This is a genomic window from Streptomyces sp. NPDC093064 (assembly GCF_044754605.1).
Taxonomy (GTDB): domain Bacteria; phylum Actinomycetota; class Actinomycetes; order Streptomycetales; family Streptomycetaceae; genus Streptomyces.
Genome location: NZ_JBIVPK010000014.1, coordinates 137,557 through 152,281, shown reverse-complemented (window position 1 = coordinate 152,281; position 14,725 = coordinate 137,557). Strand labels below are relative to the sequence as shown.

Below are 14,725 nucleotides of genomic sequence, written 5' to 3'. Positions count from 1 at the left end.
AGGGGTTGACCGACACCCTGGGGCCCTCGGAGAATCGGGCACATTGATTGGTCTAAACCACTGGGACGGTGTGCGACGATGGCAGACAACGAGCGTTCTTCACTCTCCAACCTCCTGAAGGAGGAACGACGTTTCGCGCCGCCCGCCGACCTGGCCGCGAACGCCAACGTCACGGCGGACGCGTACGAGCAGGCCAAGGCCGACCGGCTGGGATTCTGGGCCGAGCAGGCCCGCCGGCTGACCTGGGCCGTGGAGCCGACCGAGACGCTCGACTGGTCGAACCCGCCGTTCGCCAAGTGGTTCAAGGACGGCACACTCAACGTGGCGTACAACTGCGTCGACCGGCATGTGGAGGCCGGGCACGGCGACCGCGTCGCGATCCACTTCGAGGGTGAGCCGGGCGACCACCGCGCCCTCACCTACGCCGAGCTCAAGGACGAGGTGTCCAGGGCCGCGAACGCACTGCTCGAACTCGGCGTCCGGAAGGGCGACCGGGTCGCGATCTACATGCCGATGATCCCGGAGACCGCGGTCGCGATGCTGGCCTGCGCCAGGATCGGTGCCACGCACTCGGTGGTCTTCGGCGGCTTCTCCGCGGACGCGCTCGCCACCCGCATCCAGGACGCCGACGCCAGGGTCGTCATCACCGCCGACGGCGGTTACCGGCGCGGCAAGCCGTCGGCGCTCAAGCCGGCCGTCGACGAGGCGGTCGAGCGCGTGGACAACGTCGACCACGTGGTCGTGGTCCGCCGCACAGGCCAGGAGGTGGCCTGGACCGAGGGCCGGGACCTGTGGTGGCACGAGATCGTCGACCGCCAGTCCGCCGAGCACACACCGGAGGCGTTCGAGGCGGAGCACCCGCTGTTCATCCTCTACACCTCGGGCACGACGGGGAAGCCGAAGGGCATCCTGCACACCTCCGGCGGCTACCTCACGCAGGTGGCGTACACGCACTGGGCGGTCTTCGACCTCAAGCCGGAGACCGACGTGTTCTGGTGCACCGCCGACGTCGGCTGGGTCACCGGCCACTCGTACATCGTGTACGGGCCGCTGGCCAACGGTGCGACGCAGGTGATGTACGAGGGCACGCCGGACACCCCGCACCAGGGCCGCTTCTGGGAGATCGTGCAGAAGTACGGCGTGACGATCCTCTACACGGCGCCGACGGCGATCCGTACGTTCATGAAGTGGGGCGACGACATCCCCGCGAAGTTCGACCTGTCCTCCCTGCGCATCCTCGGCTCGGTCGGCGAGCCGATCAACCCGGAGGCGTGGGTCTGGTACCGCAAGAACATCGGCGGCGACCGCACCCCGGTCGTCGACACCTGGTGGCAGACCGAGACCGGCGCAATCATGATCTCCCCGCTGCCGGGTGTGACCGCCGCCAAGCCCGGCTCGGCCCAGCGGCCGCTGCCCGGCATCTCCGCCACCGTGGTGGACGACGAGGCGAACGAGGTGTCCAACGGCGGCGGTGGCTACCTGGTGCTCACCGAGCCGTGGCCGTCGATGCTGCGCACCATCTGGGGCGACGACCAGCGGTTCATCGACACCTACTGGTCGCGGTTCGAAGGCCGGTACTTCGCCGGTGACGGCGCCAAGAAGGACGACGACGGCGACATCTGGCTGCTCGGCCGCGTCGACGACGTGATGCTCGTGTCCGGGCACAACATCTCCACGACCGAGGTCGAGTCCGCCCTGGTCTCCCACCCGTCGGTCGCCGAGGCGGCCGTGGTCGGCGCGACGGACGAGACGACCGGACAGGCGATCGTCGCGTTCGTGATCCTGCGCGGCGCGGTCACCGAGACCGACAACCTGGTCGGCGAGTTGCGCGACCACGTCGGCTCGACGCTCGGCCCGATCGCCAAGCCCAAGCGGATCCTGCCGGTGGCGGAGCTGCCGAAGACCCGCTCCGGGAAGATCATGCGGCGCCTGCTGCGCGACGTGGCGGAGAACCGGCAGCTCGGAGACGTCACGACGCTGACCGACTCCGCCGTCATGGACCTCATCCAGGCCAAGCTCCCCGCGTCGCCCAGCGAGGACTGAGCGGGGAACGCCCGGAAGACGGACGAGGACTGAGTACGGCGTCAAGGGGCACTCGGCGGGACAAGCGCCAGGTGCCCCTTCCGCATCCCGGGAGGACACCGGGACCCGCTCGGCGCCGCCTTGGGTAAGGTGGGCGGGACAACACAACGGAAAAATCCCTCAGGTGCGCCGGGAAGTCTGGTCGGCATGTGATCCGTCATGCCCACCGACCGGAGGTTCCCGTGGCCGCGCCCCGCACCGACACCCCAGCCCGCAAGTTCCTCGGACGCCTGTCCCTGCCCGAGCGGAACTTCGTGGCGGACGCGCTGCGCACCGAGACCGTCGGTGGTGTGATCCTCCTGCTCGCCGCGGTCGCCGCCCTGCTCTGGGCGAACATCCCCGGCCTGCGCGGCAGCTACGAGAGCGTCGGACACTTCCCCCTCGGCCCCGCCTCCCTCGGCCTGAACCTCTCCGTGGAGCACTGGGCCGCCGACGGACTGCTCGCCGTCTTCTTCTTCGTCGCCGGGATCGAGCTCAAGCGCGAACTCGTCGCCGGAGACCTCAAGGACGCCAGAGCCGCGATCCTGCCGGTGATCGCCGCGCTGTGCGGCATGGCGGCACCGGCCGTCGTCTACGCCCTGACCAACCTCGTCTCGGAGGGCTCGCTCGGCGGCTGGGCGGTGCCGACCGCGACGGACATCGCCTTCGCGCTCGCCGTGCTCGCGGTCATCGGCACCTCGCTGCCCAGCGCCCTGCGCGCCTTCCTGCTGACACTCGCCGTCGTCGACGACCTGTTCGCGATCCTGATCATCGCCGTCTTCTTCACCGGAAACCTGAACTTCGCCGCGCTCGGCGGCGCGGCGGCCGGCCTCGTCGTCTTCTGGCTGCTGCTGCGCAAGGGCGTGCGCGGCTGGTACGTGTACGTGCCGCTCGCCCTGGTCATCTGGGCGCTGATGTACAACAGCGGCGTACACGCCACCATCGCGGGCGTCGCGATGGGCCTGATGCTGCGCTGCGCCCCCCACGAGGGCGAGAAGGCCTCCCCCGGCGAGCGCGTCGAACACCTCGTACGGCCCCTCTCGGCCGGTCTGGCGGTGCCGCTGTTCGCCCTGTTCAGCGCGGGTGTCTCCGTCTCGGGCGGGGCGCTGGCCAACGTGTTCACCCGGCCCGAGACACTCGGCGTCGTCCTCGGACTCGTCGTCGGCAAGACGGTCGGCATCTTCGGCGGGACCTGGCTCACCGCCCGCTTCACCAGGGCGTCGCTCAGCGAGGACCTCGCCTGGGCCGACCTGTTCGCCGTGGCGACCCTCGCCGGGATCGGCTTCACCGTCTCCCTGCTCATCGGTGAACTGGCCTTCACCGGCGACGCGGCGCTCACCGACGAGGTCAAGGCCTCAGTCCTCACCGGCTCCCTCATCGCGGCGATTCTGGCGACCGTCCTGCTGAAGATCCGCAACGCCCGGTACCGGAGGCTGTGCGAGTCCGAGGAGCGGGACGACGACCTCGACGGCATCCCGGACGTCTACGAGCAGGACGACCCCGCCTACCACCTGCGCATGGCCGAGATTCACGAACGGAAGGCCGCCGAGCACCGCCGGCTCGCCGAGGCGAAGACCGCCGAACAGGACGGGCGGCTTGCCGAAGTGCCGGACAGGGCAGGCGAGCAGGACGGCGGTCCGGCATGATCTGACGGGACGGTACAAATGACAGGAGCGTTCCCAGTCGGGCAGAAGTCAGGCAGTGACAGCAGCCGGGCAGAGGCCGGACGGAACGCAGTCCGAAGTCAGGCAGGAGAGGAAGAACGCGATGAGCGCACCCGACGGCAGCCCGGTCGGCACCGAACGCAGCATCGGCCAGCTGTTCGCCTCGGCGACCACCGAGATGTCGGCGCTGGTGCACGACGAGATCGCGCTGGCCAAGGCCCAGTTGCGCAAGGACTTCAGGCGCGGCGCGGTCAGCGGCGTCGTGTTGGGCCTGGCCGGTGCGCTGCTGCTGTTCTCCCTGCCGATGCTCAACTTCGCGCTGGCGTACGGCATTCACACCTGGAGCAAGTGGAACCTCGCCCTCTGCTTCCTGCTGTCCTTCGCGGCCAATGTCCTGATCGCCGGCGTACTGGCGCTGATCGGTGTGCTCCTCGGGAAGAAGACGAAGAAGAGCCAGGGCCCGCAGAAGGTCGCCGCGTCCATGAAGGCGACGGCCGGGGTGCTCCAGAAGGCCAAGCCACACCCGCGCCCGGAGCCGACCGCCCTGGAGGACCGCTCCCCCGCGGCCATCGAGGCTGTGGCACGCTCGACCTCATGACGGAGCCCGCCACCCCTTCGGCACAATCGACGCCGGTCGTCCGTATCGACCTGCCCGGCGGCAGGAAGGTGACGCACCGGGACGTCGCGGCCAACGGCGCCCGCTTCCACATCGCCGAGCTCGGCGACGGACCGCTGGTCCTGCTTCTGCACGGCTTCCCGCAGTTCTGGTGGACGTGGCGGCACCAGCTGGTCGCCCTCGCCGACGCCGGTTTCCGGGCCGTCGCGATGGACCTGCGCGGCGTGGGCGGCAGCGACCGTACGCCCCGCGGTTACGACCCGGCCAACCTCGCCCTCGACATCACCGGCGTGGTCCGCTCGCTCGGCGAGCCGGACGCCGCGCTGGTCGGCCACGACCTCGGCGGCTACCTGGCGTGGACGGCGGCCGCGATGCGCCCCAAGCTGGTACGGCGGCTCGCGGTCGCCTCGATGCCGCACCCCAGGCGCTGGCGTTCGGCGATGCTCGGGGACGTCCGGCAGACGGCGGCGAGTTCGTACATCTGGGGGTTCCAGCGGCCCTGGATCCCCGAGCGGCAGCTCACCGCCGACAACGGTGCCCTGGTAGCCCGGCTCGTACGGGACTGGTCGGGACCGCGGCTGCCGGACGACGAAGCGGTGGAGACGTACCGCCGCGCCATGTGCATCCCCTCGACGGCGCACTGCTCCGTCGAGCCGTACCGCTGGCTGGTGCGCTCGCTGGCCCGGCCCGACGGCATCCAGTTCTACCGCCGGATGAAGCGGCCCGTGCGCGTGCCGACGCTGCACCTGCACGGCTCCCTCGACCCCGTCCAGCGCACCCGTAGCGCGGCCGGCTCGGGCGAGTACGTCGAAGCCCCCTACCGCTGGCGCCTGTTCGACGGCCTCGGCCACTTCCCTCACGAGGAGGATCCGGTGGCCTTCTCGACGGAGCTGGTCAACTGGCTGAAAGACCCCGAACCGGATCGGTGACCCGGACGATGCGCCCGGTATCCGAACGTGAACAGCTGTCCTGCGAACTGCCAATTGCCCGGCGCATAGGCCAATTGGTGAGTCCGCGGGCGGTTATCGACCTTGGGGCGGGGGCAGACGTCCCGGTATGGGCTGGACGCACGACTACAACGACGTAGCAGGCACCCGCCGTTCGGTGAGCGGTCCCAACTCCCATCAGCGCGGAGCTCCGCAGCTGACGGACACGGACCCACGGGTGGGCATTCCCCGCATCCTGCGCCGCCGAGCGCGCTGGGTCTCGGTACGCCTGCGTCACAGCCGCGGCTGACCCGGCACCGGCCGGCACGGCCTACAGCGCGCAGTCGTCGCTGCCCACCTGCTGGTTCGCGGTACGACCCTGCGCGATGTCCTGCTGGATCTCGTCGATCGTGAGCGCGTAGCCGGTGTCGGCGTCGTCGAGGGACTTGGCGAACACCACGCCGTACACCCTGCCGTCGGGCGTGAGCAGCGGGCCGCCGGAGTTGCCCTGGCGCACGGTCGTGTACAGCGAGTAGACATCACGGCGCACCGTGCCGCGGTGGTAGATGTCCGGGCCGCTGGCCGTGATGCGCCCGCGTACGCGCGCGGCACGGACGTCGTACGACCCGTTCTCCGGGAAGCCGGCGACGATCGCGCCGTCGCCGCTGTGCGCGTCCGTGCCGGTGAACTTCAGGACCGGCGCCTTCAGGTCCGGCACGTCCAGCACGGCGATGTCGCGGTGCCAGTCGTACAGGACGACCTTGGCGTCGTACTTCCGTCCCTCGCCGCCTATCTGGACGGTGGGTTCGTCGACCCCGCCCACGACGTGCGCGTTGGTCATGACGCGGCGGTTTCCGAAGACGAAGCCGCTGCCCTCCAGCACCTTGCCGCAACTGCGCGCGGTGCCCATGACCTTGACGACGGACTGCTTGGCGCGCAGGGCCACGGCGCTGTTCGCCAGCGCCGGGTCCGGGGGCTGTACGTCGGTGATGGGCTCGTTGGCGAACGGGCTGAAGACCTGCGGGAAGCCGTTCTGCGCGAGGACGGAGGTGAAGTCCGCGAACCAGGTGTCGGCCTGCGCGGGCAGCACCTCCGAGACCCCGAGCAGCACACGGGAGTTGCGCACCCACTTGCCCAGCGTCGGTATCGTCGTGCCGCCGAGGGCCGAGCCGATCAGCCAGGCGACCAGCAGCATGGCGACGACGTTGACCAGGGCGCCGCCGGTCGCGTCCAGGGCGCGGGCCGGGGACCAGGTGATGTACACGCGCAGCTTGCTGCCGAGGTGGGTGGTCAGGGCCTGGCCGACCGAGGCGCAGACGATCACGACGATGACCGCGACGACGGCCGCGGTGGTGCTGACCGGTGTGTTGTCCGTCATCGCGTCCCAGATGACCGGGAGCGTGTACACGGCGAGGAGTCCGCCGCCCAGGAAGCCGATCACCGACAGGATGCCGACGACGAATCCCTGGCGGTAGCCCACGACCGCGAACCACGCGGCGGCGATCAGCAGCAGGATGTCCAGCACGTTCACCGCGTCGAGCCTCGCCTCATCATGTTCCGATCACCCCAGGTCGGCCTGTGTCCTCCTGGAGTTCCGCCCCCCGGCAGCACCGACGCGGTGCCCACCCTGTCACGACCGCCAGTCGAGCGGGACCTGCTTGCCGCGGTCCCAGGGCCGCTCCCAGCCCGCGTAGTGGAGCAGGCGGTCGATGATCCCGGCGGTGAAGCCCCACACGAGGGCCGATTCGACCAGGAATGCCGGACCTCGGTGGCCGCCGGGGTGGACGGCCGTGGCCCGGTTGTCGGGGTTCGTGAGATCCGCCACGGGCGCGGTGAACACGCGTGCGGTCTCCGCCGGGTCGACGACACCGACCGGGCTGGGCTCTCGCCACCAGCCGAGCACGGGTGTGACGACGAAGCCGCTGACCGGGATGTACAACCGGGGCAGCGCGCCGAACAACTGGACGCCGCCCGGCTCGAGCCCGGTCTCCTCCTCGGCCTCGCGCAGCGCGGCCCGCAGCGGGCCCTCGCCCTGCGGGTCGCCGTCCTCGGGGTCGAGCGCCCCGCCGGGGAACGCCGGCTGGCCGGCGTGCGAGCGCAGGGAGCCGGCCCGTTCCATGAGCAGCAACTCGGGGCCGCGCTCGGCCTCACCGAAGAGGATCAGGACGGCGGACTGGCGCCCCGCGCCGTCCTCCGGCGGCAGGAAGCGGCTCAGCTGGACCGGCCGGACCGTCTCGGCCACGCGCACGACCGGCCCGAGCCAGCCGGGCAGCCCCTCCGTGCTGAGCGCCACCGAGCCGCCCTGCGTCCCGCTCGCCTCACTCGCCCGCGTCATCGCCACCCCCGTTCCCCTCGCCGTCCTGCCGTGTCCAACGCCCCACGGCACCGAGATCGTTCCGCGTCATCCGGCCCCGGTGTCATCCGGCCCCCAGCGGCGGTGCCGGCCTGCCGCCCGCGTCCAGGTAGGACTGCGGCGGCTTGAGGCGCTGGCCCGGGAAGCCGCCCTTCTCGTACTTGAGCAGCTTCTTCGCCTTATCCGGATCCGTCTCGCCCTCGCCGTAGGCCGGGCAGAGCGGGGCGATCGGGCAGGCGCCGCACGCGGGCTTGCGGGCGTGGCAGATGCGGCGGCCGTGGAAGATCACGTGGTGCGAGAGCATCGTCCAGTCGCTCTTGGGGAAGAGCGCGGCGACGGCGGCCTCGATCTTGTCGGGGTCGGTCTCCTCGGTCCACTGCCAGCGCCGCACCAGCCGCTGGAAGTGCGTGTCCACGGTCAGTCCGGGCCTGCCGAAGGCGTTGCCGAGGACCACGAAGGCGGTCTTACGGCCGACGCCGGGGAGCTTGACGAGATCCTCCAGCCGCCCCGGGACCTCGCCCCCGAACTCCTCCGCCAGTGCCTGGGACAGGCCTATCACCGACTTGGTCTTGGCCCGGAAGAAGCCGGTGGGCCGCAGGATCTCCTCGACCTCCTCGGGATTCGCGGCGGCGAGGTCCTCGGGGGTGGGGTACCTGGCGAACAGCGCGGGCGTGGTCTGGTTGACCCTCAGGTCCGTGGTCTGGGCCGACAGGACCGTGGCGACCAGAAGCTGGAAGGGGTTCTCGAAGTCCAGCTCGGGGTGGGCGTAGGGGTACACCTCGGCGAGCTCGCGGTTGATGCGGCGGGCCCGACGGACGAGAGCCGTGCGCGACTCGTTCTTCGGCGGTTTCGGGGCGAGCGTCTTCGCCGGCGCGGCCTTCTTGACGGCGGCGCCGGCCTTCTTCGGCGCGACCGTCACCTTCTTCGGGGCCACGGCCTTCTTAGCGGGGGCCGTCTTCTTCTGAGGTGCTGCCTTCTTCGCAGGTACTGCCTTCTTCACGGGTGCCTTTTTCGCCGTTTTTGCCATGTTCGTTCCATCGTCGGCCCCTTGTTCGCCCACAGCGGAATCCTCACGTACAACCACCCGCCCAGCCCCCTCGGCCTGCGCTCTCACCGGCGATTTGGACACCCGGCCAGCCTAAAGCCCAGCACCGACATCCGCTCCGGACCCCGGAGATCGGACCCCGATTGGACCCCTGCCGCGTAAACGGGCACACCTGTGCGGCATCCTTGTGACAGATCACACTGTTTGGACCGTCCGGCAAAATGGGGAACACGGACCCCTGGCACACGGGGGAGCAAGATCCTCTGAGCAGGTCGACAAGGAGAGAACTCGTGGACGACGTTCTGCGGCGCAATCCGCTCTTCGCGGCGCTCGACGACGAGCAGGCCGCGGAGCTCCGCGCCTCCATGACGGAGGTGACACTCGCACGTGGCGACTCGTTGTTCCACGAGGGCGACCCGGGCGACCGGCTCTACGTGGTCACCGAAGGCAAGGTCAAGCTGCACCGCACGTCCCCGGACGGCCGCGAGAACATGCTGGCCGTCGTGGGCCCCGGCGAGCTCATCGGTGAACTGTCGCTGTTCGACCCGGGCCCGCGCACCGCGACCGCGACCGCGCTGACCGAGGTCAAGATGCTGGCCCTCGGCCACGGCGACCTCCAGCCCTGGCTGAACGTGCGGCCCGAGGTGGCCGGCGCCCTGCTGCGCGCCGTCGCCCGGCGCCTGCGCAAGACCAACGACCAGATGTCGGACCTGGTCTTCTCCGATGTTCCGGGCCGTGTCGCCCGTGCTCTGCTGGACCTCTCCCGCCGCTTCGGCGTGCAGTCCGAGGAGGGCATCCACGTGGTGCACGACCTCACACAGGAGGAGCTGGCCCAGCTGGTCGGCGCCTCCCGCGAGACCGTGAACAAGGCCCTGGCCGACTTCGCCCAGCGCGGCTGGCTCCGCCTGGAGGCCCGCGCGGTGATCCTGCTGGACGTGGAGCGCCTCGCGAAGCGCTCGCGCTGACCCGTCGCGGTCCTGTGGGCCCCGTTCCCGGCCGGGATGGGGCCCTCGCCGTCGGCCCTCGTCGTCGGCCGTCAGATGAGACCGTGCTCCCGGAGGTACTCCAGCTGGGCGCGCACCGAGAGCTCGGCCGCCGGCCACAGGGAGCGGTCCACGTCGGCGTACACGTGGGCGACGACCTGGGACGGGGTCCGGTGGCCGGACTCGACGGCCGTCTCGACCTGGGCGAGCCGGTGGGCCCGGTGGGCGAGGTAGAACTCGACGGCGCCCTGGGCGTCCTCCAGGACGGGTCCGTGACCGGGCAGGACCGTGTGGACGCCGTCGTCGACGGTGAGGGACCTGAGCCGCCGCAGCGAGTCCAGGTAGTCGCCCAGACGGCCGTCGGGGTGCGCGACGACGGTCGTGCCCCGGCCCAGGATCGTGTCGCCGGTGAGCACGGCGCGGTCGGCCGGCAGGTGGAAGCAGAGGGAGTCGGCGGTGTGGCCGGGGGTCGGTACGACCCTCAGCTCCAGGCCGCCCACCTTGATCACGTCACCCGCGCCCAGGCCCTCGTCGCCCAGCCGCAGGGCCGGATCGAGCGCACGCACGCGCGTGCGGGTCAGCTCGGCGAAGCGGGCGGCGCCCTCGGCGTGGTCGGGGTGGCCGTGTGTCAGCAGGGTCAGCGCGATCCGCTTGCCCGCCTCCTCGGCGGTGGCGGCCACCTGGGCCAGGTGGCCCTCGTCCAGCGGCCCGGGGTCGACCACCACGGCCAGGTCGGAGTCGGGCTCCGAGACGATCCAGGTGTTGGTGCCGTCCAGGGTCATGGGGGACGCGTTGGGCGCGAGGACGTTGACGGCCCGCGCGGTGGCGGGGCCGGCCAGTACCCCGCCCCGGGGCTGACCGGGTAGCGCTGCTGCGTCCGTCATGCGAGAGGGCCTTCCTCGACGTCGGCCGGGCGGGAGCGGCGGCTCACGCGCGGGCCGTGCCGCTCGGGATGTGCTTGGTGAACTCGTCGTGCCCCGGCCAGGTCAGGACCACCTCGCCGGCCACCAGGCGGGCCTGCGCGAGCACGGGGGTCAGATCGCGGGACCGGGCGGCGGTGAGCGCCTCGGCGGGGCTGGCGCAGGGCACCAGCTGGCGCAGGGTGGCGATGGTGGGCGGCATCATCAGCAGCTCGCCCCGGTCGTACCCGGCCGCCGCCTCCGCGGGCGCCATCCACACCGTGCGGTCGGCCTCCGTGGAGGCGTTCCGGGTGCGCTGGCCCTCGGGCAGCGCGGCCACGAAGAACCAGGTGTCGTAGCGGCGGGACTCGAACTCGGGGGTGATCCAGCGGGTCCAGGCCCCCAGCAGGTCCGAGCGCAGGACCAGGCCCCGGCGGTCCAGGAACTCCGCGAACGACAGCTCACGGGCGACCAGGGCGGCACGGTCGGCCTCCCAGTCGGCACCCGTGGTGTCGCCGACGACACTGTCCGCGTCGGGGCCGGCGAGCAGGACGCCGGCCTCCTCGTACGTCTCGCGGACGGCCGCGCAGACGATCGCCTGGGCCGCCTTCTCGTCGACGCCGAGCCGGTCGGCCCACCACGCGCGCGAGGGCCCCGCCCAGCGGACGTGGTGGTCGTCGTCACGGGGGTCGACGCCACCGCCCGGGTACGCGTACGCGCCTCCGGCGAAGGCCATGGAGGCGCGTCTGCGCAACATGTGCACCGCGGGGCCGGAACCGGTCTCCTTCAGGAGCATGACGGTGGCCGCGCGCTTCGGCGCGACCGGTGTGAGGCTGCCGTCCGCGAGCGCGCGGATACGGTCCGGCCAGTCCGGGGGAAACCACTGCCCATTCGCCATGGGCGGAGGCTATCCCGTGGTGCGCGAATGTTCGAGAGGTGACCGAGGTCAGAGCCGGTTCCGGGCTCCGCCTACGGCTCCAGCTCGACCTGGATCTCCACCTCCACGGGCGCGTCCAGCGGCAGCACCGCCACACCGACCGCGCTGCGCGCGTGCACGCCCTTGTCGCCGAGGACCTCGGCCAGCAGCTCGCTGGCGCCGTTGACGACGCCCGGCTGGCCGGTGAAGTCCGTCGCCGAGGCGACGAAGCCCACGACCTTCACCACGCGCGCGACACGGTCCAGATCGCCCGCGACGGACTTGACGGCCGCCAGGGCGTTCAGCGCGCAGGTGCGCGCCAGCTCCTTGGCCTCCTCCGGGGTGACCTCCAGGCCCACCTTGCCGGTGACCGGGAGCTTTCCGTCCACCATCGGCAGCTGGCCGGCGGTGTAGACGTACACGCCGGACCGCACCGCGGGCTGGTAGGCGGCCAGCGGCGGCACGACCTCCGGCAGCCTCAGACCCAGCTCCGCCAGCCTCGCCTCGACCGCGCTCATGCCTGCTTCTCCCGCTTCAGGTAGGCCACCAGCTGCTCGGGGTTCGGTCCGGGCACGACCTGGACGAGCTCCCAGCCGTCCTCGCCCCAGGTGTCCAGAATCTGCTTCGTGGCATGGACGAGCAGCGGCACGGTTGCGTATTCCCACTTGGTCATGTGGCCGACTGTATCCGCTGCCGCCGGCGGGCCACGGGGCGACCACGACGCCGGTTGTCCACAGCCTCCCGCGTGACCCGAGCGCGAACTGGTTAGTCTCGAATACGTGAGCAGGCTCCAGGTCGTCAGCGGCAAGGGCGGGACCGGAAAGACGACGGTCGCCGCCGCCCTCGCGCTGGCCCTGGCCACGGAGGGGAAGCGGACGCTCCTCGTCGAGGTCGAGGGCCGGCAGGGCATCGCACAGCTCTTCGAGACGGAGGCGCTGCCCTACGAGGAACGGAAGATCGCCGTCGCTCCCGGGGGCGGGGAGGTGTACGCGCTGGCCATAGACCCCGAACTGGCCCTGTTGGACTACCTCCAGATGTTCTACAAGCTGGGCGGTGCCGGCCGGGCCCTGAAGAAGCTCGGCGCCATCGACTTCGCCACCACCATCGCGCCCGGGCTCAGGGACGTCCTGCTGACCGGCAAGGCGTGCGAGGCGGTGCGGCGCAAGGACCGCAGCGGACAATTCATCTACGACTACGTCATCATGGACGCGCCGCCCACCGGGCGCATCACCCGCTTCCTCAACGTCAACGACGAGGTGGCGGGCCTGGCGAAGATCGGCCCGATACACAATCAGGCCCAGGCGGTGATGCGGGTGCTGAAGTCGCCCGAGACCGCCGTGCACCTGGTGACGCTGCTGGAGGAGATGCCGGTCCAGGAGACCGTCGACGGCATCGCCGAACTGCGTGCCGCCCGGCTCCCGGTGGGGCGCATCATCGTGAACATGGAGCGCCCGCAGGTGCTGGACGCGGGCGACCTGGAACTCGTACGGACCGCTTCGCGCACCGCGCTCGCCCGGTCGCTGTCCTCCGCCGGGCTCGGCGGAGGACAGCGCGGTCAGAACGCCGAGCGGCTGGTGGGTCCGCTGCTGGAGCAGGCCGAGGAGTACGCCGAGCGTTACACGCTGGAGGAGGAGCAGCGGTCGGTGCTGAGCGAGCTGGGTCTGCCCCTGCACGAACTGCCGCTGCTCGCCGAGGGCATGGACCTGGCGGGCCTGTACGAACTGGCGACCGAGCTGCGGAAGCAGGGGATGTCATGAGCCCGGACCCGGCACCCGCGCGGGAGACCGCACGCACCTCCGCCCCCGCGCACGACGGCGTCCGCCATCTGGCACCCACGCGCGCGCTCGAGGTCGACCCGCTGCTCGACGACCCGACGACCCGGATCGTGGTGTGCTGCGGCTCGGGCGGGGTCGGCAAGACCACCACCGCGGCGGCCCTCGGCCTGCGCGCCGCCGAGCGCGGCCGCAAGGTGGTCGTCCTGACCATCGACCCGGCCCGCCGGCTCGCCCAGTCCATGGGCATCGACTCCCTGGACAACGTCCCGCGCCGGGTGAAGGGCACCGAGGGCGAGGGCGAGCTGCACGCCATGATGCTCGACATGAAGCGCACCTTCGACGAGGTCGTCGAGGCGCACGCGGACCCCGAGCGGGCGGCCGCGATCCTGGCCAACCCGTTCTACCAGTCGCTCTCCGCCGGCTTCGCGGGCACGCAGGAGTACATGGCGATGGAGAAGCTGGGCCAACTGCGGGCCCGGGACGAGTGGGACCTCATCGTCGTCGACACCCCGCCGTCCCGCTCGGCCCTGGACTTCCTGGACGCGCCCAAACGGCTCGGCTCCTTCCTCGACGGCCGGCTGATCCGGCTGCTGACGGCCCCGGCGAAGCTGGGCGGGCGCGCGGGGATGAAGTTCCTGAACGTCGGGATGTCGATGATGACCGGCACGCTCGGCAAGCTGCTGGGCGGCCAACTGCTCAAGGACGTCCAGACGTTCGTGGCCGCGATGGACACGACCTTCGGCGGCTTCCGTACCCGCGCGGACGCGACGTACAAGCTGCTCCAGGCGCCGGGAACCGCGTTCCTGGTGGTCGCGGCCCCGGAGCGGGACGCGCTGCGCGAGGCCGCGTACTTCGTGGAGCGACTGGCCGCGGAGAAGATGCCGCTGGCCGGTCTGGTGCTCAACCGGGTGCACGGCAGCGGCGCCGGTGAACTGTCGGCCGAGCGGGCACTCGCCGCCGCGGAAAATCTTGAGGAGTCCCGCATTGTGGATCAGCGGGACGGGAAAGCTGGAATTCGTAACTCTCCCGAAACGTACGGCAGTTCAGACTCTCCCGCTGCTCATCCCGATTCCGGTGCGCCTCCCGCGGACCCCGAGGCGCCCACCGACGACGACTTCGAGCCGGAGTCGTCCGTCGACCAGGTCACCGCGGGCCTGCTGAGGCTGCATGCCGAGCGCATGCAGCTGCTCTCCCGTGAGCAGCGCACGCGTGACCGCTTCACCGCCCTGCACCCCGAGGTGGCGGTGGCCGAAGTGGCCGCGCTGCCCGGGGACGTACACGACCTCACGGGGCTGCGGGACATCGGAAACCGGCTCGCGGAACACCGCCGCGAGCTGCCCGAGCCGGGCGCCTGACACGCGCCCGCCGGGTGCTTCGGCAGTCCCTCCCCGCGGCGGGACGGCCACGGACTCACGAACACACGGACAACCGCGGCCCGCCCAGGAGGGACGACTCCGCCGCCCCCGAAGGCAGACCGCCCAGAAGGG

General features: G+C 71.3%; 15 protein-coding genes. 8 read left to right on the top strand and 7 right to left on the bottom strand.

Going from position 1 to position 14,725, the window contains the following annotated elements; translation table 11 throughout:
- Positions 1-78 precede the first annotated feature (78 nt).
- The 5 genes from acs to ACIQFZ_RS19340 all read left to right on the top strand — a co-directional run bounded on the left by acs (position 79) and on the right by ACIQFZ_RS19340 (position 5,577).
- Positions 79-2,043, top strand: a complete 1,965-nt coding sequence (gene acs / locus ACIQFZ_RS19360) for an acetate--CoA ligase (protein WP_365425322.1) — start codon at positions 79-81, stop codon at positions 2,041-2,043.
- Between the two features lie 221 nt (positions 2,044-2,264).
- Entirely contained in the window at positions 2,265-3,707 is a 1,443-nt protein-coding gene (gene nhaA / locus ACIQFZ_RS19355; RefSeq protein ID WP_383055802.1) for a Na+/H+ antiporter NhaA, read from the top strand.
- A 121-nt stretch (positions 3,708-3,828) separates the two neighbouring features.
- The gene (locus ACIQFZ_RS19350; RefSeq protein ID WP_402691759.1) at positions 3,829-4,323 is read left to right on the top strand and encodes a phage holin family protein; all 495 of its coding nucleotides are present in this window, start codon (positions 3,829-3,831) and stop codon (positions 4,321-4,323) included.
- Positions 4,320-5,270 carry an alpha/beta hydrolase gene (locus ACIQFZ_RS19345; protein WP_358733491.1) on the top strand — a complete coding sequence of 317 codons (951 nt, stop codon included), beginning with the start codon at positions 4,320-4,322 and terminating at the stop codon, positions 5,268-5,270. The genes ACIQFZ_RS19350 and ACIQFZ_RS19345 overlap by 4 nt, the downstream gene beginning before the upstream one ends.
- 127 nt (positions 5,271-5,397) lie before the next feature.
- Positions 5,398-5,577, top strand: coding sequence for a hypothetical protein (locus ACIQFZ_RS19340; RefSeq protein WP_365425314.1), 180 nt, complete (start codon positions 5,398-5,400; stop codon positions 5,575-5,577).
- Positions 5,578-5,598: 21 nt separating this feature from the next.
- Here ACIQFZ_RS19340 and ACIQFZ_RS19335 read toward each other — a convergent pair whose 3' ends face one another.
- The 3 genes from ACIQFZ_RS19335 to nth form a co-directional block, all read right to left on the bottom strand.
- Positions 5,599-6,798 carry a MarP family serine protease gene (locus ACIQFZ_RS19335; protein WP_402691758.1) on the bottom strand — a complete coding sequence of 400 codons (1,200 nt, stop codon included), beginning with the start codon at positions 6,796-6,798 and terminating at the stop codon, positions 5,599-5,601.
- Positions 6,799-6,897: 99 nt separating this feature from the next.
- Positions 6,898-7,602 (bottom strand): NUDIX hydrolase, encoded by a 705-nt coding sequence (locus ACIQFZ_RS19330; protein WP_402691757.1) that lies wholly within the window; start codon positions 7,600-7,602, stop codon positions 6,898-6,900.
- Positions 7,603-7,684: 82 nt separating this feature from the next.
- Positions 7,685-8,647, bottom strand: a complete 963-nt coding sequence (nth, locus tag ACIQFZ_RS19325; protein WP_402691756.1) for an endonuclease III — start codon at positions 8,645-8,647, stop codon at positions 7,685-7,687.
- A gap of 308 nt (positions 8,648-8,955) precedes the next feature.
- Between nth and ACIQFZ_RS19320 the strand changes: the two genes are divergently transcribed.
- On the top strand, positions 8,956-9,630 hold the full coding sequence (locus tag ACIQFZ_RS19320; protein WP_100568471.1) for a Crp/Fnr family transcriptional regulator: 675 nt from the start codon (positions 8,956-8,958) through the stop codon (positions 9,628-9,630).
- 71 nt (positions 9,631-9,701) lie between these two features.
- On the opposite strand, the gene ACIQFZ_RS19315 is transcribed toward ACIQFZ_RS19320, so the two are convergent.
- From ACIQFZ_RS19315 to ACIQFZ_RS19300, 4 genes are all read right to left on the bottom strand, one after another.
- The gene (locus ACIQFZ_RS19315; protein WP_365425306.1) at positions 9,702-10,532 is read right to left on the bottom strand and encodes an MBL fold metallo-hydrolase; all 831 of its coding nucleotides are present in this window, start codon (positions 10,530-10,532) and stop codon (positions 9,702-9,704) included.
- A gap of 43 nt (positions 10,533-10,575) precedes the next feature.
- Entirely contained in the window at positions 10,576-11,445 is an 870-nt protein-coding gene (locus ACIQFZ_RS19310; RefSeq protein ID WP_402691755.1) for an NUDIX hydrolase, read from the bottom strand.
- A 71-nt stretch (positions 11,446-11,516) separates the two neighbouring features.
- Complete coding sequence (locus tag ACIQFZ_RS19305; protein ID WP_365425302.1) at positions 11,517-11,981, bottom strand: RidA family protein; 465 nt, start codon at positions 11,979-11,981, stop codon at positions 11,517-11,519.
- Positions 11,978-12,136 carry a DUF4177 domain-containing protein gene (locus ACIQFZ_RS19300; RefSeq protein ID WP_009189813.1) on the bottom strand — a complete coding sequence of 53 codons (159 nt, stop codon included), beginning with the start codon at positions 12,134-12,136 and terminating at the stop codon, positions 11,978-11,980. Before ACIQFZ_RS19300 ends, ACIQFZ_RS19305 begins: the two co-directional genes overlap by 4 nt.
- Positions 12,137-12,242: 106 nt before the next feature.
- On the opposite strand from ACIQFZ_RS19300, the gene ACIQFZ_RS19295 reads away from it, so the two are divergent.
- Together ACIQFZ_RS19295 and ACIQFZ_RS19290 are read left to right on the top strand one after the other, a co-directional pair.
- Positions 12,243-13,220, top strand: coding sequence for an ArsA-related P-loop ATPase (locus ACIQFZ_RS19295; protein WP_365425300.1), 978 nt, complete (start codon positions 12,243-12,245; stop codon positions 13,218-13,220).
- On the top strand, positions 13,217-14,593 hold the full coding sequence (locus ACIQFZ_RS19290) for an ArsA family ATPase (RefSeq protein ID WP_376652409.1): 1,377 nt from the start codon (positions 13,217-13,219) through the stop codon (positions 14,591-14,593). The genes ACIQFZ_RS19295 and ACIQFZ_RS19290 overlap by 4 nt, the downstream gene beginning before the upstream one ends.
- Positions 14,594-14,725 lie beyond the last annotated feature (132 nt).